Below are 20,116 nucleotides of genomic sequence, written 5' to 3'. Positions count from 1 at the left end.
AGTCGGTCAGACTTATTTAATAAACAAGACCGAGGTATGAAAGTTAGGATAAGCTACTTTTTTTACGGTAAATGATTGGAGATCCTGTAACAATAACTGATCAGCCGGTATCAGGAGTGGCAGCGTCGCTGGTTTTTTTAGCGGTTGAAATTGCAAATGCCAGGTTTTATGGTAATGAACTAAACCTAACCACAATGGCATACCATTGTTTAATATTTTATGTGAATTCCACAGATTTAAAACCAATAAATTGTGCGTGGCGGGTAAATATTTGGTCATGGTTAATGCCGGGGCTTGACCCGCATTCGAGGAAATAAATAAAGGTAGGTTTGGATCATGATTATGTAAACTCAACTGATACAGCGTTGTATAAATTTTCGTTTTTGGAAGTGTATGCCAAGCATGTTTTTCTAAATAATTTTTAATATTAGAGAGTTTTCCTGCCCATTGTATATTTAACGCTTCAATTTTTTGACCAAAATGACCTATACGATAAATCGGCTTTACGGATTTAGCATTATTCCACCAGTTATTAAAACTGATAGTTCGTTCTGGAAAAAAAAGTTGAGAATTTGAGAATAACTTTTTATATCCATAGGTAAGATTAGCGCTCCAACATAGCAATAAAATTAAAATACCCAAAGCAGCAATCTTGCTCGATGAAATAGTTGTATGTTCTATTTTTCTCCTATAAGAAAGTATCAGTCCAGCGAGAATACTAATTCCTAGCATAGCGCCAGCCAAAACATCGCTAAACCAGTGAGCAGTTAAGTAAATACGCGAAAACATGATTAACAGAATAACTAAACTCGTTAATCCATAAACCAGCATCCGTTGAGATTTAGGTTTTTCTATCGCAATTAACACGGCGAAAAATCCCAAAATTGAAATGCCACTTACTGTATGTCCGCTAGGGAAAGATGCCCCAAGAGGTGATTGGATTAATCCATGTGGACGCGTTATATGTAAAATATGTTTAAATATATCACCCAAACCATAGCTTAATATCCCTGCTAGTCCCCAATGTAAGCTTAACCAAAAATTTCTTTTTATTAAAAAAAACCCTAACATAATCATCCAAAATACAGCGAGTATTTTTGGGCTTAACTCAGCCATTGCAACAAAAACCATGTCTAAGTTTTGTTGACGTAAGCTACGCATTAAATGATAAATGGGTTCATTTAAATACGTTGCAAAACCTTGATGCGCAACACTAAAGGCTATAAATAAAAATCCAATAGCACAAAAAATGCAAATTAAAGCAAGCGCTAATTGAGCATGTGATTGCGGATGTCGATAATCTGTTAAAAGAGAAGTGATGGTTTTAAGCTTTGGATGGTTACGCGTGAAGCGCCAAAGATAAGCAACCTGTTTATCTAATAAACGACTAAACCATGCATAACAAGATTTGATGAAAGCATAAACTAGCCAAACAAACAGTAAAAGCAACACAACAAATATAATTAATTTACTGGCTACTTCAGGTGGTAATTGTTGGGAAGCTTGACCCAAAAGAATACCCGGTAACATATAGACCGGCGCCCAGGCAATCGCCGAAATGATATCTGCAATTAAAAATTGGCGGCTAGGCATGCGTACCATGCCTGCGATAAAAGGTAAAATAGCGCGAATAGGTCCAAAAAAACGGCCAAAGAAAATACTTTTTCCACCATGCTTATTAAAAAAAGCTTCGCCTTTTCGTAAAAGTTTGGGATAGCGACGAAATAGCCAAAAATCTTTACTATGATGGTGGTAATGTCTACCTATCCAAAAACTAAGCACATCACCGGTGATAGCCCCTGCAATTGCCCATAAAACAATCGGTGTAAATGATAAAACTCCTATTCCAATTAAGGTACCGATAGCCGTCATGAAAACAGCCCCTGGGACTAATAAACCTATCATCACCAGGCATTCGAGAAAGGAAATAAAATAAGTAATTAAACCTGCGTAATAGGGATGAATTTGTAGCCAATCAAAAAAAGGTTTGAGATCCGGAAGCGTCATTAGGCTACATTTTCTCCAGCTGCTTGTTTATCGGCATGATATGAAGAACGGACTAGCGGGCCACTCGCTACACGAATAAATCCCATTTTTTTAGCTAAATGGCCAAGATCTTGGAATTCCTGGGGAGTCACATAGCGTGCAACAGGAAAATGATGGCGACTAGGCGCGAGATATTGACCTATGGTGATCATATCCACCTGATGTTTACGTAGATCTTGCATGACTTCTCTTACCTCTTCCAAGGTTTCTCCTAGCCCTAACATAAGTCCTGATTTGGTAGGTATATCTGGGAAACGTTTCTTAAATTCAAATAATAATTGTAGTGACCAATTATAATCTGAACCTGGGCGAGCTTGTTTATATAAACGTGGTATTGTTTCGATATTATGATTAAAGACATCAGGTAATTCAGGTGCAATAGCATTTAACGCGACGTCCATACGACCGCGAAAATCAGGCACGAGTACTTCTATCGTTAACATAGGACAACGTTGGCGTAGTGCCTGTAAACACGCCGTAAAATGAGCCGCCCCACCATCTCGTAAATCATCGCGATCGACGGAGGTAATCACCACATAACGCAGACCCATCTGTTTAACCGTCTTAGCGAGATTTTCAGGTTCATCTGGATCGAGTGGATCAGGCCGTCCATGTCCAACATCACAAAATGTACATCGACGGGTACATTTGTCTCCCATAATCATAAAGGTAGCCGTGCCATGACTAAAACATTCGCTTAAATTTGGACAAGAAGCTTCTTCACATACCGTGTGAAGGCGATTTTCCCGTAACATGGTTTTAAGTTGATCTACAGCAGTTGTTGTCGGTAATTTGATGCGAATCCAATCCGGTTTGCGTAATGGGACAGTAGGCTCAATTTTTATTGGAATGCGAGCCATTTTTTCAGCTCCACGTTGTTTTTGTCTAGGATCCGGTGTTTTTAATTCCATAATTTTAAATATTTTATAATAAAAGAAGTAATTTTAGCATACTGTTAATGAGGTATACGTTTTAACCTAGTATGATATTTGGTGAAATTATTTTTAAGTAAAACTATTGAAAAATCCATGATAAATAATTAATTTTAATGAGATTTAACATTGATAAATCCCAATTTCTTGTTGAAACTGCTTGATAAAGTCAGCTGTTACTCTATTAAGATCAGTGGGTCCCCCTAAATCTGAAAGTTGAGTAATCCTAAGCTGACTCATGCCACAGGGATTAATTCCTGCAAAAGGATTGAGATCCATGGCTATATTGAACGCTAGGCCATGATAACAATAACCCCGTCGAATGCGTAGGCCAATAGAAGCAATTTTAGCAGAGTTGACATAAACACCTGGAGCTTCTTTTTTTGCTTCAGCATTTATATCGTAAGTTGCTAATAAATTAATGATTGTGTTTTCTAGAAGAGAAACTAACTCACGCACACCTAGATTAAGACGGCGAAGGTTTAGAAGTGGGTAAATAACCAACTGTCCAGGACCATGATAGGTCACTTGCCCGCCTCGATCGGTTTTTTCGATGGGAATATTCCCGGGGCTAAGGATATGTTCCAGTTTACCTGCTTGACCTAGGGTGTAAACGGGGGCATGTTCAATGAACCAAATTTCATCTGGAGTTTCAGGATTCCGCGCTTCGGTAAAAACACGCATGGCTTGGGCTATTGTATTATAGTCGCCCTGCTGTAAAGGTCGTACGATGAGTTGCTGATCTAACATAGCACAGAAAGTATACTGGATCTATTTAAGTTGTTGAATAGCTGAAGGCTAAAAGTAATAAAATTCCTTATTTAACTGTATTATTACGTTTAAATAACAGATTTAGTAACTCAATTTCTGCTAGAATAGTTCATGCTCTCATGAATTAGGATTAGTTATGAAAAAATGGTTAATTATATTTCCCTTCTTATTAATGAATGCAGCAGCTTTTTCCATGCCTAACCCAGCTTCTGTTTATTGTGTTCATCACGGGGGTCGGTTGGAAATGATGAATGAATCATCAGGTGTAACGGGCGTTTGCGTATTTCATGATCGAAGTTATTGCGAAGAATGGAGTTACATCAGAGGAGTTTGTAAGCCCAGTCAATTTTATTTGCCTGAAAAAAGAGTGGGAACAAGATATTGTCTTACGCAATTACCGAATAAAAATTTAATTATTTATTTATGTAGGGCTTAAAGCTGGATGATGTATAAAGAAAAACGTTTTCATTATTTAAAAAAAATGGAAATTCCTGTTTGGACTTTAAGAGAGAATGACAATAAACTTTCTAAGGAAACAGTTAAGGACAATAGCATGCCCAGAAAATCGGAAATGACTCGCGAACAAAAAATCTCGGCACTGGATTGGCAAGCATTAAGATTGGCTGTTAATAACTGTAAAGCCTGTAATCTACATAAAACACGTAGTAATCCTGTATTTGGTGTGGGAAATTCTAATGCCGATTTATTGGTCATTGGAGAAGCCCCAGGAGCGAATGAGGATAAACAAGGAGAGCCTTTTGTAGGTCGGGGGGGGCAATTATTGACAAATATGTTGTCTTCGATCGGTTTTGAACGAGGGGATTACTATATTGCAAATATTTTAAAATCACGCCCACCCAATAATCGCGATCCCTCTTTAGAAGAAGTAAAGGCGTGCACACCTTATTTACTGCGGCAAATTAGTTTAATCAAGCCAAAATTAATTTTGGCAGTTGGTCGAATTGCTGCACATTATCTATTATCAACAGATGCATCAATGGCGAATTTACGCGGAAATTTGTTTCATTTTGGGGAAAAAAAAATTCCTTTGTTAGTTACTTACCATCCCGCTTATTTACTTCGTTCTCCGCGCGAAAAAAGGAAAGCTTGGCAGGATATGCAATGTGTAAAAAAACAATTGGGCCTAGAAATTATCGAACAAAATGGTTAATTAGGGCCTGTAAAAATAGTTTGTATGAATTGGGTTTTAGCCTGGTCGAGTTATTATTTACCATTACATTAAGCAGTATTTTATTGACTCTAGCATTTCCAGTTTATAAACATTTAGCTCTTGAACTCCGTTTATTTATTTTAACTGAACGAGTCCGTTCTACTCTAGATTATGCTCGGAGTGAAGCAATTAGACATCAGCGTGTGATAACAATATGTAAGAGTAAAGATGGGAAGAGCTGTTCAGGGCGTTGGAAGGATGGTTGGATCGTTTTAATAAATAAAAATTCTTCTTCTTCTTCTTCTTCAATTGAAAATGGAAGTTTATTATATGTTTATCCTGCTTTGAGTTATTCGGATTTTTTAGAATGGCATGGATTTCGCTCAAACAATTATTTACATTTGTATCCAAATGGCGCTAGCCAAAATGGCAGTTTTATCGTGTGTGTTAATGCATTTTCACAGAAAATGGCTAGGTTAATTAAAATAAGTCAAACAGGAAGGATAAGAATAGATAGGGAAAACACCAAAAATCTGAAATGTAATGGCTAAATAAATCTATTCTTTGGTATTTACATATCCAGGTTTTTTATAATTTGGCGTCTAAATATATTGCGCTTGCAATGAATTCAAAAAATTCGTATCTTCATACTAGCAATATGCAGCTACCAGAGTTCTAAATTAAAAAAAAATTTATGAAAAAAAATATTCTTTTTATCCTAAATATAGCTTCAATAGATGCCTATGCCCAAATTCCAGGATCACTAGGTGATTTATCAGATAAACTTTTATTGCCTATGTCTCTGTTGACGGGTGCACTTTATAATATGAGTTTGGCTATTGGGATAGCTTTACTATTCGGTTCCCTCATTCAGTATAAAAACTATCGAAATAATCCTTCCCAAGTTCCTCTGAGTCGCCCTATTACTTTATTGATTTTCGGTGTGATTTTAATTGTATTGCCTATACTTACCAAATTTTCTGAAAGCGCCCTTTTAGTTTCTAGAGTATCTTAAAAATGAAAATTCTTATCAGTAATGACGATGGTGTGCATGCTCCGGGTTTGTCGATTTTAGCTAAAGCTTTAGCCCAAATCGCAGAGGTTACTATTGTGGCGCCAGATAGAGATCGCAGTGGAGCTAGTAATTCGCTAACTTTGCAACATCCCTTAAGATTAAGATACTTTGATGATAATATTATTAGTGTTCAAGGCACTCCAACAGACTGTGTTCATCTTGCCTTAACAGGTTTGTTAAGCGAAGATAAACTTCCTGATATGGTTGTATCCGGGATTAACGCGGGCTCTAATTTGGGCGAAGATGTTTTCTATTCAGGAACTGTAGCAGCTGCAATGGAAGGACGTTTTCTGGGAATACCAGCGATTGCCTTTTCAATAGCTGGAAATGAACCTATCTATTATTCTACAGGAGCAGAAGTTGCGAAAAGGCTAGTAACCCTTTTACATGAAAAACCAATTCCAGCTAAGACTATTTTAAATGTAAATATCCCGGACGTCGCTTTTGAAGACTTAAAAGGATATGAAGTAACGCGGTTAGGAACCCGCCATAATGCTGATAGAATGATGCCTAGTAAAGATCCAAGGGGACATACCATTTACTGGATTGGTAGTTCCGGAAAGGAAGATGATGCAGGAATAGGTACAGATTTTTATGCTATGAGCCAATCACAAGTTAGTATTACACCTTTACAACTTGACTTAACCCATCATGCTGCGCGAGACCAGATTGAAGATTGGATTATTAAAATGGATCCGAAACTTTAAATTATCTTGATATACTTACAGCTATTGGATTTAAGGCAAGGCGCCGAAAAAATGAAGTAACCGGAGTGTATTTAAGATATATGAGGATTGCGAGTTGAGCGGCAACACAGACAAAAATTCAAGGTAAAGAACGTCAAGAATTTATTGAATTTTTATCTAACTGTATGATACTCAATGAAATATTTTTCTAAACTTTACGACAAAATACTTACTTTGGCTAAGCATGCACATGCTCCGTATTATTTATTTGTTTTAAGTTTTGCAGAGTCTTCGTTTTTTCCTATCCCACCTGATGTTATGTTAGCGCCTATGTCGCTAGCTAAGCCTGAGTGTGCATGGCGTTATGCATTTTTGACAACGATGGCTTCTGTTTTAGGTGGATTATTTGGCTATTGGATAGGAAGTATAGCGTTTGATTGGGTACATCCCTATATTCTGCAGTTCGGATATGAGAACACTTACCAACAAATTGAGCGCGGATTTAATCAATGGAATTTTTGGATACTTTTTTTGGCAGGATTTACGCCTATTCCTTATAAGTTATTTACCATAGCGGCTGGGGCCTTGCATGTTGCGCTATTACCCTTTATCTTGGGATCATTGGTGGGTCGTGGCGGAAGGTTTTTTTTAGTCGCTTTTTTAATGCGTTGGGGTGGCGTTCATATTGATAAATTATTACGAAATTACATCGATCGATTTTCTTGGTTTGTTCTATTACTAGCGGTCGCTGTTTTTGCTTCTCTTAAAATTTGGGGTTAAGGGATAATATTGAGTATGCAAAATAGAGATATAAGTTTCCTATTTGGCTAGATTTCAATAAGAATAATGAGTTGGGATGCTAATTTGAGTGTATTAGCCCCGATGCATAGATATTCGATAAAACAATCAAAATTTAATCAGATCTAATAATTTTTAAACTTTGTTAATTATGTTAGTAACCAAAAAAAGGTTATTTAATATATATCTTTCTATTTAGGTTAATTAATTCAGGGAGAATTAATATGGGTAACAAAGGAAGTGCATTTAAAAAAAGGGGAGGTGGAAAACAGCCAAATTCAGTTGTATCTGAACAAGTATTCGAAAATAAACCCGAGAAATTTTTAGTAAATCGTGAAATTGGTGAGTCAGAATCAACCCCACATAAATATGTGCGACGTGATGAAACACTGGGTGCAACTCAATTATATTTAAATGAAATAGGTTTTTCTCCTTTATTGACAGCTGAAGAAGAAGTTTACTACGCACGACTTATTGCAAAAGGGGATCAAGATGCTCGTAAACGAATGATAGAAAGTAATTTACGCTTAGTGGTAAAAATAGCCAGACATTATAATAATCGTGGATTACAGTTTTTGGATCTGATAGAAGAAGGCAATTTAGGTTTAATGCATGCAGTAGAAAAATTTGATCCGGAACGCGGTTTTCGGTTTTCTACGTATGCTACATGGTGGGTGCGTCAAGCGATTGAACGAGCCATTATGAATCAAGCGCGTACTGTTCGTCTTCCAATCCATGTAGTTAAAGAATTAAATGTTTATTTACAAGCGGCGAGAGAATTAACACAGAAATTAGATCATAAGCCTACTTCAGATGAAATTGCTAAATGGTTAGATAGACCTTTTGAAGAAGTTGAACGCATGCTCGGTTTAAATGAACATATCACTTCTGTTGATGCTCCAGCTAGTAGTGAGGCGGATAAACCTTTACTTGAAACCTTATCCGATAACCGTGAAAATGATCCTGAACATATCTTGGAAGGTGAAAATCTACGCAAACGTTTAGAAGGTTGGCTAAAGCAATTATCGACGAATCAACGTGAAGTTATTGCTCGTCGTTATGGTTTATTAGGCTGTGATCGTATGACCTTAGAAGAAGTTGGCGAAGTAATTGGCCTAACTCGCGAGCGTGTCAGGCAAATTCAGGTTGAAGGTCTGAAAACTTTACGAAAAATTATGGAAAAACAAGGGTTTTTTTCCAATTTGCTGTATGATTGATTTTTTTTAAATAAAAATAAAATATTTTTAAAAGTATGAAATGGTTATTTAATTATAAATATAGTATCACTTATATTATTTTAATAGTTTTACTGAATACCTTATTTGCTTATATTCCTTTAATGCAAATATTTAGTACGGAAATTTCTCCCATGGATTGGACGGTGGGGATTGTATATGTTTTACGTGATTTCGCTCAACGCGAATTAGAACATAAAGTTATATTTGCCATGTTTATCGGTAGTTTAATTAGCTATATTTTAGCCGGTAAAAATTTGGCGATTGCAAGCATGAGTGCTTTTTTAATTGCGGAGTTTGTTGATTGGTCGGTATATACTTTTACTAAAAAGCCTTTATCGCAGCGTATCCTTTTGTCTGCAAGTTTAAGTGCACCTATAGATAGTAGTGTTTTTTTATGGATTATTCACCAATTAAATTGGTTAGCGGTAATGGTTTTATCTCTAGCCAAAATTATAGGTGTATTGATTGTTTGGTATGGGTGGCGTAGTCGTGAAAGACGCACAACGGCAAACCGTTTAGATGTACTGACTGTCAATCACAACTAGTTTTTTTAAATTGTCTTTAAATCTTGTCCTGGCGTAGCTTATCTTTTTAAGCGTGATCTGTTCACTAGTTAGGTCTAATGCTTCATTAAGCGTAATTTATCTTATCTCGAATAAGAAAGCGCACCCCACCATTTCCCAGATTATCGATCGGTTTATCAGTTAATAAAGGCAACTTTAGGAGATCATTGAATCCAATTGCTTTACCGTCAAATAATTTTGGTATTGACTCAAGATTAGCTCGTTGTATATCTGTTAAATCCAAGGCTAGATATATGTCTATTTTTTTATAGAGTGATAATTTTTTTACTGGCTCAATTTCAAAGTTAGCTCGCTGCTATCATTTAATTCTGAGAGCCGAAAAGAAGCGATTCCATCGTCTCTAAATTCTTGTTTACTCATGATCTTAAACTTTCCATTTTTTATTTTGATAAAACCAACTTACATAATAATAACATACGATTTTCAAGGAATGAAAAAAGCTTTCAGCTACGGCGTTATCAACACAGCCGGTGAGCTAATGCTGCAAATAATGTCATTATATAAGTATATTTTTCAGATTTTATGATTAATTAGATTCTATTTTTCCAATAAAGATTGTCAATTTATTCATTAAAAAATAAAAATAAAAATTAATTTGTTAAAATTTGCTTTATGGCTAATATACTAATGTCTTTTAGTTCTTCTAAAGCAAATAATGGTGTATTGAGCGGTGGTAACCAATAGAGGGTGTTTCCTAAAGGACGTAACCAAGCGCCTAGTTGAAGCGCTTTCTGAAAAATCTGGTAACCTATACGCTGGTTTTTTTCTGTTTCTGTTAATTGTAAATCAGCTGCAATGATAGCCCCAATACCTCTAATGTTAGTTAATCTTTCTGTCTTATCATAAACTTCGTGCATTAATTTTTTTAAAATAATTTCTTTTTCTCGAACTTGTTGAAATATTTTTTCATCTTTTAAAATATTTAGACATTCCAATGCCACTGCTGCAGCTAAGGCATTACCACTGAAGGTATGTGAATGTAAAAAACTTTTTCCAGAAGAGTAATCATCATAAAATAAATTATAAATTTCAGTATGTGTTAATACCGCGCTCATGGGTAACCATCCTGAGGTTAAACCTTTACTTAAGCAAATAAAATCAGGTTTTATTTTTGCATGTTCACAGGCTAATGCTTGCCCTGTCCTGCCCAATCCCGTCATAATTTCATCAGCAATCAAATAAATACCATGGGTTTGTGTCCACTTGCGCAAACGTCGAAGAAAATCTTGGCTATAAATTTTCATGCCTCCTGCTCCCTGGACTATAGGCTCAACAATAATGGCTGCTAAATTTGCTTCTTGTTTTTCCAGTTGTTTTTCTATGTCGGGCCAAATTGCAGAACAATTGTCCCAAAGAGGATCAGAACTAGAATGCACATAAGGGATATTTTGAATAAAGTTAGGTTTTATTAAATGTGCTTCATAGGCTTTTCGATAAAGTCCTAAATCACTAAGCCCTAGGGCCATAAAGGTCTCACCATGATAGCCATTTTGGAGAGAAGTAAATTGAGTACGTTGGTTTTGGCTAAGTAATTGCTGAGCATGTAAGCTCATTTTTAGAGCAATTTCTACCGCGGAAGACCCTTCACTGGCATAAAATACCTTATTTAGACCCGGGCAAATATTAGCTAATTTTTCAGAAAGTTGTAGGATGATTTCATACGTACTATTGGCAAATATCACATGCTCAAAGCATTCTAATTGAGCTTGGAGGGCGGCTTTTAAGCGCGGATGATTATGACCTAATGATTTACACCACCAGCTGGAAATGGCATCAATTATTCTTCTTCCATCCGTCAGTTCTATGTAAGGACCATAAGCTTTTTTTATTATCAATGGCGGAAAAGCTTCGTAATCCTTCATTTGTGAGCAAGGGTGCCAAATATGTTGTCGGTCAAGATTGATATGATCCATAAAATAGGGTAAAAAAGAAACAAGTTAAACATAAAAATGACTGAAAATGCGAATATTTATTGCTAAAATATGGGCTAAATCTGAAGAATAAAAAAAGTTTCGAGTAAAGATTGTGTTAAATAAAAAAAATAAAATAAAGATAAAAGCCTGTTTCAAAGCAGTTCGGCCTTATCATGCCATAAAAAATATATTATTATTTATTCCTCTTTTTGTAGGACATCAGTATTTTAATACTAATGCAATAAAAAATAGCTTTTTAGGATTTTTTATTTTTTGTTTATTGGCATCAAGCGCGTATTTAATCAATGATCTAGTTGATTTAGAAAACGATAAACAACACCTTAAAAAACAAAAAAGACCTTTTGCTTCTGGGCAATTATCTCATAAAATAGGATATATACTTGCTCCATTATTAGCGATAGTGGCTTTAAGTTTGGCAATATTATTACCGCTAAATTTCTTAATCATTGCAATAGCTTATTATTGTTTAACTCTACTATATACATTTTTTATTAAACAAATAAAATGGCTAGATGCTATTTTACTCGCCTTTTTATATTCAGTACGTGTATTTGCAGGAATGACTTTGATTGAAAATGGATTTTCATTTTGGTTGATTTTTTTCGTTTTATCTTTGTTTTTTAGCCTGGCACTACTTAAGCGCTATGCTGAACTTACTACCTTACAAATAAGGAATAAGTTATCAATTTTAGGGCGCGCTTATAAAATAAAAGATAAAATAAAATTAGCCTTGCTGGGATATATTAGTGGTTATGCATCTGTTTTGGTCTTTATTTTTTATATTTATTCCGCAAAAGCACATCTATTTTATAGAACTCCATTGTTATTATGGGTAGTTTGTCCTTGTCTATTTATTTGGCTTAATCACATGTGGCAGTTTGCTCAGGAAGGAAAAATTGACGATGACCCAGTGATATTTACCATTAAAAATAGGTGCAGTTGGGCTTTTTTAGCATGCATAGTAACTATTAGTGTTCTGGCAACAGAGTTCAAGCTTCCATTTAACAGCTTTTAAACTTTTATTCAGGAAGTTGACAATGCGAGGTATTCATTTTATGTTGGCAATTTTGTGATTTTAAGAAATTATTATGTTAAGTCCTGAAATCCGTCATGATTGGACCCCCGAGCAAATTCATGTGCTTTTCCAGTATCCTTTTAATGATTTAATTTATCGCGCACATTCGGTTCATCGCCAATCTTTTCAAGCTAATGCAGTCCAGATCAGTAGTTTACTTAATGTAAAAACTGGTTTATGTCCTGAGGATTGTTCGTATTGTCCTCAAAGCGGTCATTACAACACAGGATTAAAAAAAGAACCTTTAATGACCGTAGATGAAGTAAAAACCGCAGCTAAAAAAGCCAAAGAAAATGGTGCAGGTCGATTTTGTATCGCGGCTGCATGGCGTAGTCCTCCGAAAAAAGAGTTTATTAATATATTAGAAATGGTATTAGCCATCAAAGCCTTAGATTTGGAGGCATGTGCTACCTTAGGCATGCTCAGCAAAGAACAAGCTTTGCAATTATCCAATGCGGGTTTAGATTATTACAACCATAATCTAGATACATCGCCAGAATATTACAAAACTATTATTACGACCCGAACTTATCAAGAACGGCTAGAAACTTTGGCATGTGTTCGAGCGGCAGGTATAAAAGTTTGCTGTGGTGGGATTATCGGCATGGGGGAAGCGCAAGAGGATCGAGCGGGACTCTTACGACAACTGGCTAACCTACCTGAGCATCCTAGAAGCGTAACCTTGAATAAATTAATTCCGGTCCCTGGTACGCCTTTGGCAAATAAACCACCAGTAGATTCTTTTGAATTTATTCGTGTCGTTGCAATTGCGCGTATTATGTTACCCATTAGTATGATTCGTTTGTCTGCCGGGCGTGATAGCTTGAGCGAAGAAGCGCAAGCATTATGTTTTTTTGCAGGTGCTAATTCTCTACATTACGGCGAGAAATTATTAACGACAGATAATATTTCTCCTGACCAGGATAACGCACTGTTAAAAAAATTGGGTTTGGAACCTGTATTATTTGATACTGAATTACATGCATGTCATTAACTTTTGAGAAAGTATTAAGTTCACATAAACAAAAAGGTCTATATAGAGAACGTAAAGTCTTGCAAAGTTTGGTCGGAATGCAGCGGCGTTATAATGATAAGAATTTTTGTTGTTTTTCCTCCAATGATTATTTGGGCCTATCTCAACACCCCACGGTTATAAAATCTTTTAAGCAGGCTGCGGATGATTATGGTGTGGGCAGTGGTTCATCTCATTTTCTTGGAGCTTATAATCAATTTCACCAAGAGCTCGAACTTGCCTTAGCTGAATTCCTTAATTTCCCTAAAGTTTTGGTATTTTCAACTGGATATATGGCTAATATGGGTATTTTAGGGAGTTTATTACAAAGAAACACGGCAGTATTTGCTGACAAATTAAGCCATGCTTCTTTAATTGATGGCGTAAAATTAAATACAGTCCTATTTAAACGTTATCCACATAATAAGCTTGCTATTTTAGAAAAGCATTTAATGCAATCTATTTCTAGACAAAAATTTATCGTGACTGATGGTGTATTTAGTATGGATGGCGATATGGCATTATTGCCATCATTAATCGAAATCGCCCAAAAATTTTCATCCACTTTGTTAGTGGATGATGCGCATGGCATAGGGGTATTAGGAAAAAATGGAATAGGTATTTGTGAACTTTTTAGATGTAAGCCAGATATTCTATCTGGGGGTTTTGGTAAAGCTTTTGGATGTTTTGGCGGCTTTGTGGCTTCGAATGAGGTTATCATCGAGAATCTGATCCAATTCGCGCGCCCTTATATGTATACCACTGCCTTACCCCCAGCTTTAGCTAAAGCTGCTTATACGAGTTTATTATTATTACAAGCAGAAAGCTGGCGTAGAGAAAAATTATGGAGTTTAATTACATATTTTAAACAGAGGGCGCAACAGTTGGGATTACCGATATTGCCTTCCCAGACCCCTATTCAACCGGTTTTAATAAAGAATACTGAGCAAACCATAGCGCTTTCAACCTATTTATTGCAAAATGGCTTTCTGGTTAATGCTATTCGACCCCCGACAGTTCCTGAAAATACCTCTCGACTACGAATTAGCTTAAGCGTATTACATTCAGAGAATGAAATTGATAGATTGCTAGAACAAATAGCTTTGGGCCTAAAATTGATAAAAATAAATGATAATCCAATTAGATCAAACACAAATTGCCCAGCGTTTTAATAAAGCGGCAAGCACTTATGATCCCGTTGCTGTCTTACAACAACAGGTAGGAAAATCTTTATTAGAACGTTTACAAGGAATTCGCTGTCAACCGCAAACTATATTAGATCTTGGGTGTGGAACGGGTTATTTCGAAGCTTTTTTGAAAAAATTATACCCGACGGCTAAAATTATAGGCTTAGATAAATCGAATGGAATGCTGGCACAAGCGCAGGTTAAAGAAAAAAAATATCAACTTACAGATATCCATTGGGTAAATGGAAATGCTGAGAATTTACCCTTTAGTGATCATAGCTTCGAATTAGTTTACTCCAATTTGATGTTGCATTGGAGCAACGATTTTATCAAGAGCCTCAAAGAAATTCGACGTATATTAAAACCTAAAGGTTTGCTACTTTTCTCCATGGTGGGGCCGGATACTTTGCAAGAATTGAGATATTGTTGGAGCACTATTGATGAGCAACCGCATGTACACCTATTTGCTGATATGCATGATTTAGGTGATAGTTTACACCAAACACCTTTCGTCGATCCGGTGATGGATGTTGAATATTTTACTTTATTGTATTCAGAGGCCTTAGATTTGATGAAGGAATTAAAAAAATTAGGTGTACAAAATATTGCGAAGAATCGTCATCGAGGTTTAACTAGCAAAGGGACCTTACAAAAATTGATTCAAGCCTATGAATGTTTTCGTAGTAAAGAAGGAAAGTTACCCGCGACATGGGAAATTATTTATGGGCATGCTTGGGTTGCTGAAAAGCAATCCCAAAAACAGAATGGGTTTGATGAAATCAAAATACCTTTAAGCAGTATCATTCGGGGATAAATTATTTTTTAATCGTGTTTTTATTGAAAGCATATTGTTAAGCATGGTTTTTAAGAATAGCTATTATGCCAAAAAAAAGCTTTTTGCGAATTCGCTTCTAGTAGCATAATAGATATATAATATTCGAATAATTTAAGATTTTAGTGAACTTTTCTATTGTTTTTTTATAGTATTTACTTATGAAATTTTTAAATCAATATCGATTCATTTTTTTGGGGGTTTTACTTTTATTTACTAATAGCCAAGTGCTAGCTGAAGCTAAGCTAAGCCAATTATTAAATAATCTACAAACCTCTCGAGCTAATTTTACTCAGACGATCATGAATTCTAGAGGTCAGATTTTACAGCAAATAAGTGGCAAGATGACGATACAACGACCGGGCTGTTTTCGATGGGAAGTTATGCAACCCAACAAACAGTTACTAATTGCAGATGGTCAACGTATTTTGTTTTATGATATTGATTTACAACAAATAACAATCCAAAAACAAAAAACAGTCGATACAGATTCTCCTGCGGCATTATTAAGTGAATCCCCTAAAAATTTGACCCAACTTTTCGTTATTCGCCCGCTAATGGGTGTCCAGGGATTTACTTTATTTCCTAAAAATAAAAATGCATTATTTCAATCGATTACTTTGATTTTTCAAAAAGATCGCTTACATGAGATGTGTTTGACCGACAAATTAGGTCAACAAACAGTAATTAATTTTTCTCAAGTTGAATTAAATCCTTATTTGCCTGCAAAGACATTTCAGTTTGTTATGCCGAAAGATCAAAATATCGAAATCGTTAAAGGTTAAGCTTATGGCACCTCATCACCATCACCATAATACTTTTGTTAGTTTAAATATAAGCTTTGCTATTGCTATTTTGTTAAATTCAAGTTTTTTATTAACAGAAGTAATGTATGGTTTTATTGCCCATTCAGTAAGTTTATTATCGGATGCTGTTCACAATTTTGGAGATGTTTTAGGTTTATTGATGTCTTGGGGAGCCAGTGTTTTAGTTAAAAGACGAGCGTCACAACGCTATAGTTACGGCTATAAAAAATTAACTATTTTGGCTGCATTGGCTAATGCTTTATTGCTTGTTCTAACATCAGCTTTAATTGTTTATGAATCTATTAATAGACTCAATAACCCTAAAGAAATTAATGAAATCATCGTGATGATAGTTGCTTTCATAGGGATATTGATCAACGGAGGAACGGCTTTATTATTTATGCGACAAAGTGCTACTGATCTTAATATTAAAGGAGCATTTTTACATTTAGCTTATGATGCACTTATTGCTTTAGGTGTCGTATTAGCGGGCGTAGCTATTTATTTTACTGGTTGGTTATGGATAGATCCGATAGTAGGATTGTTAATCGTGGGTATTATCGCCTGGGGTAGTTGGAATTTATTACAACGATCTGTCGAACTAATTTTAGGTGCGGTTCCTTATGGAGTAAATCAAAAAGCGGTATATACTTATTTAAAAGAGTTGCCCGGGGTACAAGAAGTCCATGATTTGCATATTTGGGGTTTAAGTACGCAAGAAACCGCTTTAACTGCGCATTTGATCATGCCAGAAAGTGGCCTATCGGATGAAGAATATTTAAAGATCAATCAATTTTTGGCTAAGGAATTTCATATCCAACACATTACTTTGCAAGTTGAACAAGGACAAAAAAAGTATCCTTGCTCGCAGTCTTTAATTTGCTAACTTTAATAACGCGCTGGCTTAATTTTATACGTAAATTTTACTAACTATTTTTTGGCCATTAAATGTTTTTTATATTATATGTAACGATAGGATTATTAGCTGGATTTTTAGCGGGACTATTAGGTATAGGTGGTGGAACTGTTTTAGTTCCCGGTTTACTTGGCATTTTTTCACATGCAAATATTCCTGACCATTTGCAAATGCATATGGCAACGAGCACAGCATTGACGTCTATTATTTTTACTTCACTTATTGCTGTTTATCATCAACAGCGTAGTTTTTCTATTAATTGGCTTTTATTTCAACAGTTAGTTCCAGGGATGGTAGTGGGTATAATAACTGGAGCTTTATTAGCATTATTACTATCTACACAAACATTGAAACTATTATTTAGCTTATTTCTTTTTTCGGTTGCATTCAAATTATATTTTCATAGAAGTCCAACTGTAAAAAAAGAAATCATTGTTTTAAATACTTTCAAAAAGTGGTCCATAGGTTTCTTTATTGGAATTATTTCAGGAATGCTAGGTCTTGGTGGAGGAGCTATTGCCGTTCCAGTTTTTTTACGTTTGGGCTTATCTACGCATCATGCGATTGCGACTTCTTCGGCCTGTGTATTATTACTTGCGGTCTTAGGCGCTATAACTTTTACTTTAACTGGCTTGCATGCCCATAATCTTCCATCCGGAAGTGTGGGATTTGTCTATTGGCCTGCGGTATTAGGCATATCGGTAGGAAGTGTGCTTTTTGTTCCTGTAGGTACCGGACTAGGAAAGCGCATTGCAGGGAATATTTTGCGCAGATTTTTTGCTTTATTTCTTTTTGTATTGGGCATTACCTTTTTAATTTATTAAAGTATTGATATGTCTTCAAATCATTCACAACCTATCGGCATATTTGATAGTGGTATTGGTGGCTTAACTGTTGCCCATGCAGTAACTAAATTGTTACCTAATGAATCTATCGTCTATTTTGGAGATACTGCCCATGCGCCTTGGGGGGATAAGTCTGCTGCAGCCATTCAAGCCTATTCCATAAAGATTTGCGATATGTTGCTTAAGCAAAATTGCAAGCTTATATTAATTGCTTGTAACTCAGCATCGGCTGTTGCTTATGAGCTAGTTAAAGAATATGTAGGTCGCAAAGCGATTGTAGTCGATGTGATTGATCCTATGATCGAATATTTAGCTAAAAATTATATCGACAAAACAATAGGTTTAATTGGCACTAAGCAAACCGTTAATTCAAATATCTATAGAAAAAAATTAGATGAATTGGGTATTAATATTCAATTAAATACGCTGGCTACCCCTTTACTCGTACCATTGATTGAGGAAGGTTTTATTGACCAAACTATTATGACCGACGCGATTAAGTCTTATTTGAATGAGTCATCTCTTCATAATCTTGATGCATTGGTCTTAGGATGTACACACTATCCTTTAATTAAACAGCATATTAAGCAATTTTATAACGATGCTACCGTTATTATCGATTCCACGGATATTGTTGCTGAAGTGGTAAAAAATATACTTAAAGGAAACAAGCTGCTCGCCCTTTCATCTAACGCTCCAAAAAAGAAATTTTATGTCTCAGATTACACTTCCGCATTTTCTGCTCTAGCCCATCTTTTCTTTAAAATGCCAATTATCTTAGAGCGATACCCTCTGTGGGAATGAACGATAGCCGTGAAATTTAGCGCTTATCACCTTTTAGCGTAAAATTGCTTATGGTAGAATAGCTAAATTTATAGACTTATGAGGGAAGTGATATGGCTTCTAGTCAAATACGTTTTAATCCAGGCTTAGAATCCGTTTTAGCCACCAATACGGTATTACGCCAAACCTATATCCTGCTAGGGCTAACGCTGATTTTTAGCGCAATAACAGCGGGGATTGCAATGCTCACCAATGCCTTGCCCTTAAATCCCTTTGTAACTCTTATCGGATATTTTGGTCTATTATTCCTAACCAATTATACTCGAAATAGCTCTTGGGGCTTGTTATCTGTGTTTGGTTTAACGGGATTTATGGGATATACGCTAGGTCCTATTTTAAATCACTATATTCATGGTTTCACCAATGGGCATGAATTAATCATGATGTCTTTAGGGGCTACCGGGCTTATCTTTTTTGCTTTATCTGCTTATGCGTTAACCACTAAAAAAGATTTTAGTTTTATGACAAGTTTTTTGATGGTAGGCATGATTGTTGCTTTCCTGGCAAGTATCGGTACATTATTCTTTCATATACCTGTATTAATGCTCACCTTGTCCGCGGTATTTATTTTATTATCATCGGGTATTATTTTGCTACAAACGAGTCAGATCATCCATGGCGGTGAAACTAACTACATTATGGCAACCGTTACGCTTTACGTATCACTTTATAATATCTTTTTAAGTTTATTAAACTTACTCGGTGCATTCAGCGGTAATCGAGATTAATTTATTTCAATAGCGATCTCATTTTACAACAAGAGATCGCTGCGAAAAAATAAATCTTTTTAAGATACTATCTATAATAGCTGGATTTTGGCCTACGAATAGCTTAATCCTTGTTCTATTTGGCTGGAACAGAAAAAGCTTCTCAACTATCCTCTAAAGGATTCTTAAGCAGAGAACAAAGTCTGCTTAAAAATTAGCGTCATCTCAGCTTTAGAAAATATTTTGTTGCAATGTTTTGGCAGCAGGTGGGGAAATGACAGGTTTAGTAGTTAACGGCGAGAAAATTTTGACCGATCAATTCGGATATCTTGTTCACGCGGCCGATTGGCATGAACAAGTAGCCACTAAGATAGCAAAAGATGAGGCATTATTACTTATCAAAGATCATTGGCATGTAATCTATTTTTTGCGCAATTTCTATCAGCAATATCATAAGACTCCTCCGATCAGGATTTTGGTTAATCAATTAGCCGTGCAATTAGGCTCAGAAAAAGCCAGTAGCATTTATCTCAATAATTTATTTCCAAAAGGTATACTTAAGCAAGCCAGTAAGTTAGCAGGATTGCCTAGACCTACGCGTTGCATGTAATCTATTAAAGTTAAATAGTAAAAAAATATAAATAATTAAAGGCAGAGA

22 protein-coding genes are annotated in these 20,116 nt (G+C 35.6%); 18 read left to right on the top strand and 4 right to left on the bottom strand.

Annotation, left to right across the window (positions count from 1 at the left end; translation table 11 throughout):
- Positions 1-12: 12 nt before the first annotated feature.
- The 3 genes from AACL18_RS08020 to lipB form a co-directional block, all read right to left on the bottom strand.
- The gene (locus AACL18_RS08020) at positions 13-2,007 is read right to left on the bottom strand and encodes a bifunctional DedA family/phosphatase PAP2 family protein (RefSeq protein ID WP_339050475.1); all 1,995 of its coding nucleotides are present in this window, start codon (positions 2,005-2,007) and stop codon (positions 13-15) included.
- Positions 2,007-2,957: a lipoyl synthase gene (lipA, locus tag AACL18_RS08015; protein WP_339050474.1), complete on the bottom strand. Its 951-nt coding sequence runs from the start codon at positions 2,955-2,957 to the stop codon at positions 2,007-2,009. The genes AACL18_RS08020 and lipA overlap by 1 nt, the downstream gene beginning before the upstream one ends.
- Before the next feature lie 144 nt (positions 2,958-3,101).
- Positions 3,102-3,728 carry a lipoyl(octanoyl) transferase LipB gene (gene lipB / locus AACL18_RS08010; protein WP_339050473.1) on the bottom strand — a complete coding sequence of 209 codons (627 nt, stop codon included), beginning with the start codon at positions 3,726-3,728 and terminating at the stop codon, positions 3,102-3,104.
- Positions 3,729-3,885: 157 nt separating this feature from the next.
- Here lipB and AACL18_RS08005 point away from each other — a divergent pair, with 157 nt between their 5' ends.
- The 8 genes from AACL18_RS08005 (at position 3,886) to AACL18_RS07970 (ending at position 9,262) form a co-directional block, all read left to right on the top strand.
- A complete protein-coding gene (locus tag AACL18_RS08005; RefSeq protein ID WP_339050472.1) occupies positions 3,886-4,185 on the top strand; it encodes a DUF333 domain-containing protein in 300 nt (99 codons plus the stop codon).
- Positions 4,186-4,191: 6 nt separating this feature from the next.
- Positions 4,192-4,920, top strand: coding sequence for a uracil-DNA glycosylase (locus AACL18_RS08000; protein ID WP_339050470.1), 729 nt, complete (start codon positions 4,192-4,194; stop codon positions 4,918-4,920).
- Positions 4,872-5,471: a GspH/FimT family pseudopilin gene (locus AACL18_RS07995; protein ID WP_339050469.1), complete on the top strand. Its 600-nt coding sequence runs from the start codon at positions 4,872-4,874 to the stop codon at positions 5,469-5,471. The genes AACL18_RS08000 and AACL18_RS07995 overlap by 49 nt, the downstream gene beginning before the upstream one ends.
- A 143-nt stretch (positions 5,472-5,614) precedes the next feature.
- The gene (locus AACL18_RS07990; protein ID WP_339050467.1) at positions 5,615-5,935 is read left to right on the top strand and encodes a hypothetical protein; all 321 of its coding nucleotides are present in this window, start codon (positions 5,615-5,617) and stop codon (positions 5,933-5,935) included.
- Positions 5,936-5,937: 2 nt separating this feature from the next.
- A complete protein-coding gene (gene surE, locus AACL18_RS07985; protein WP_339050466.1) occupies positions 5,938-6,702 on the top strand; it encodes a 5'/3'-nucleotidase SurE in 765 nt (254 codons plus the stop codon).
- 174 nt (positions 6,703-6,876) lie between these two features.
- Positions 6,877-7,461, top strand: a complete 585-nt coding sequence (locus AACL18_RS07980) for a YqaA family protein (RefSeq protein ID WP_339050464.1) — start codon at positions 6,877-6,879, stop codon at positions 7,459-7,461.
- A 242-nt stretch (positions 7,462-7,703) separates the two neighbouring features.
- Positions 7,704-8,696, top strand: coding sequence for an RNA polymerase sigma factor RpoS (gene rpoS, locus AACL18_RS07975; protein WP_339050463.1), 993 nt, complete (start codon positions 7,704-7,706; stop codon positions 8,694-8,696).
- Positions 8,697-8,731: 35 nt separating this feature from the next.
- Positions 8,732-9,262, top strand: a complete 531-nt coding sequence (locus tag AACL18_RS07970) for a hypothetical protein (protein WP_339050462.1) — start codon at positions 8,732-8,734, stop codon at positions 9,260-9,262.
- A gap of 629 nt (positions 9,263-9,891) precedes the next feature.
- Here the strand turns inward: AACL18_RS07970 and bioA are convergent.
- Positions 9,892-11,214 (bottom strand): adenosylmethionine--8-amino-7-oxononanoate transaminase, encoded by a 1,323-nt coding sequence (gene bioA / locus AACL18_RS07965; protein ID WP_339050461.1) that lies wholly within the window; start codon positions 11,212-11,214, stop codon positions 9,892-9,894.
- Positions 11,215-11,326: 112 nt separating this feature from the next.
- Here bioA and AACL18_RS07960 point away from each other — a divergent pair, with 112 nt between their 5' ends.
- The 10 genes from AACL18_RS07960 (at position 11,327) to AACL18_RS07915 (ending at position 20,068) form a co-directional block, all read left to right on the top strand.
- A complete protein-coding gene (locus AACL18_RS07960; RefSeq protein WP_339050460.1) occupies positions 11,327-12,250 on the top strand; it encodes a UbiA family prenyltransferase in 924 nt (307 codons plus the stop codon).
- A gap of 73 nt (positions 12,251-12,323) precedes the next feature.
- Positions 12,324-13,304 (top strand): biotin synthase BioB, encoded by a 981-nt coding sequence (bioB, locus tag AACL18_RS07955; protein WP_339050459.1) that lies wholly within the window; start codon positions 12,324-12,326, stop codon positions 13,302-13,304.
- Entirely contained in the window at positions 13,295-14,494 is a 1,200-nt protein-coding gene (locus AACL18_RS07950; RefSeq protein ID WP_339050457.1) for an 8-amino-7-oxononanoate synthase, read from the top strand. Before bioB ends, AACL18_RS07950 begins: the two co-directional genes overlap by 10 nt.
- Complete coding sequence (gene bioC, locus AACL18_RS07945; protein WP_339050456.1) at positions 14,451-15,323, top strand: malonyl-ACP O-methyltransferase BioC; 873 nt, start codon at positions 14,451-14,453, stop codon at positions 15,321-15,323. Before AACL18_RS07950 ends, bioC begins: the two co-directional genes overlap by 44 nt.
- Before the next feature lie 179 nt (positions 15,324-15,502).
- Positions 15,503-16,126: an outer membrane lipoprotein chaperone LolA gene (lolA, locus tag AACL18_RS07940; RefSeq protein WP_339050455.1), complete on the top strand. Its 624-nt coding sequence runs from the start codon at positions 15,503-15,505 to the stop codon at positions 16,124-16,126.
- A 4-nt stretch (positions 16,127-16,130) separates the two neighbouring features.
- Positions 16,131-17,033 carry a cation diffusion facilitator family transporter gene (locus AACL18_RS07935; protein WP_339050454.1) on the top strand — a complete coding sequence of 301 codons (903 nt, stop codon included), beginning with the start codon at positions 16,131-16,133 and terminating at the stop codon, positions 17,031-17,033.
- A 62-nt stretch (positions 17,034-17,095) separates the two neighbouring features.
- Positions 17,096-17,887: a sulfite exporter TauE/SafE family protein gene (locus AACL18_RS07930; protein ID WP_339050453.1), complete on the top strand. Its 792-nt coding sequence runs from the start codon at positions 17,096-17,098 to the stop codon at positions 17,885-17,887.
- A 9-nt stretch (positions 17,888-17,896) separates the two neighbouring features.
- Positions 17,897-18,712, top strand: coding sequence for a glutamate racemase (gene murI, locus AACL18_RS07925; protein ID WP_339050452.1), 816 nt, complete (start codon positions 17,897-17,899; stop codon positions 18,710-18,712).
- Positions 18,713-18,804: 92 nt separating this feature from the next.
- On the top strand, positions 18,805-19,479 hold the full coding sequence (locus AACL18_RS07920) for a Bax inhibitor-1/YccA family protein (RefSeq protein ID WP_339050451.1): 675 nt from the start codon (positions 18,805-18,807) through the stop codon (positions 19,477-19,479).
- Positions 19,480-19,732: 253 nt separating this feature from the next.
- Entirely contained in the window at positions 19,733-20,068 is a 336-nt protein-coding gene (locus tag AACL18_RS07915) for a TusE/DsrC/DsvC family sulfur relay protein (RefSeq protein ID WP_339050450.1), read from the top strand.
- Positions 20,069-20,116 lie beyond the last annotated feature (48 nt).

This window comes from Rickettsiella endosymbiont of Xylota segnis (assembly GCF_964019545.1).
Lineage (GTDB): Bacteria > Pseudomonadota > Gammaproteobacteria > Diplorickettsiales > Diplorickettsiaceae > Aquirickettsiella.
Note: the sequence above shows the minus strand (reverse complement) of the source record. Positions and strands in the feature narration are given on the sequence as shown.

What these genes read in the sequence shown, in the direction of transcription:
- AACL18_RS08020 (WP_339050475.1), bottom strand. Translation starts at nt 2,007, where the DNA reads ATGACGCTTCCGGATCTCAAACCTTTTTTTGATTGGCTACAAATTCAT.
- lipA (WP_339050474.1), bottom strand. Translation starts at nt 2,957, where the DNA reads ATGGAATTAAAAACACCGGATCCTAGACAAAAACAACGTGGAGCTGAA.
- lipB (WP_339050473.1), bottom strand. Translation starts at nt 3,728, where the DNA reads ATGTTAGATCAGCAACTCATCGTACGACCTTTACAGCAGGGCGACTAT.
- AACL18_RS08005 (WP_339050472.1), top strand. Translation starts at nt 3,886, where the DNA reads ATGAAAAAATGGTTAATTATATTTCCCTTCTTATTAATGAATGCAGCA.
- AACL18_RS08000 (WP_339050470.1), top strand. Translation starts at nt 4,192, where the DNA reads ATGATGTATAAAGAAAAACGTTTTCATTATTTAAAAAAAATGGAAATT.
- AACL18_RS07995 (WP_339050469.1), top strand. Translation starts at nt 4,872, where the DNA reads ATGTGTAAAAAAACAATTGGGCCTAGAAATTATCGAACAAAATGGTTA.
- AACL18_RS07990 (WP_339050467.1), top strand. Translation starts at nt 5,615, where the DNA reads ATGAAAAAAAATATTCTTTTTATCCTAAATATAGCTTCAATAGATGCC.
- surE (WP_339050466.1), top strand. Translation starts at nt 5,938, where the DNA reads ATGAAAATTCTTATCAGTAATGACGATGGTGTGCATGCTCCGGGTTTG.
- AACL18_RS07980 (WP_339050464.1), top strand. Translation starts at nt 6,877, where the DNA reads ATGAAATATTTTTCTAAACTTTACGACAAAATACTTACTTTGGCTAAG.
- rpoS (WP_339050463.1), top strand. Translation starts at nt 7,704, where the DNA reads ATGGGTAACAAAGGAAGTGCATTTAAAAAAAGGGGAGGTGGAAAACAG.
- AACL18_RS07970 (WP_339050462.1), top strand. Translation starts at nt 8,732, where the DNA reads ATGAAATGGTTATTTAATTATAAATATAGTATCACTTATATTATTTTA.
- bioA (WP_339050461.1), bottom strand. Translation starts at nt 11,214, where the DNA reads ATGGATCATATCAATCTTGACCGACAACATATTTGGCACCCTTGCTCA.
- bioB (WP_339050459.1), top strand. Translation starts at nt 12,324, where the DNA reads ATGTTAAGTCCTGAAATCCGTCATGATTGGACCCCCGAGCAAATTCAT.
- AACL18_RS07950 (WP_339050457.1), top strand. Translation starts at nt 13,295, where the DNA reads ATGTCATTAACTTTTGAGAAAGTATTAAGTTCACATAAACAAAAAGGT.
- bioC (WP_339050456.1), top strand. Translation starts at nt 14,451, where the DNA reads ATGATAATCCAATTAGATCAAACACAAATTGCCCAGCGTTTTAATAAA.
- lolA (WP_339050455.1), top strand. Translation starts at nt 15,503, where the DNA reads ATGAAATTTTTAAATCAATATCGATTCATTTTTTTGGGGGTTTTACTT.
- AACL18_RS07935 (WP_339050454.1), top strand. Translation starts at nt 16,131, where the DNA reads ATGGCACCTCATCACCATCACCATAATACTTTTGTTAGTTTAAATATA.
- AACL18_RS07930 (WP_339050453.1), top strand. Translation starts at nt 17,096, where the DNA reads ATGTTTTTTATATTATATGTAACGATAGGATTATTAGCTGGATTTTTA.
- murI (WP_339050452.1), top strand. Translation starts at nt 17,897, where the DNA reads ATGTCTTCAAATCATTCACAACCTATCGGCATATTTGATAGTGGTATT.
- AACL18_RS07920 (WP_339050451.1), top strand. Translation starts at nt 18,805, where the DNA reads ATGGCTTCTAGTCAAATACGTTTTAATCCAGGCTTAGAATCCGTTTTA.
- AACL18_RS07915 (WP_339050450.1), top strand. Translation starts at nt 19,733, where the DNA reads ATGACAGGTTTAGTAGTTAACGGCGAGAAAATTTTGACCGATCAATTC.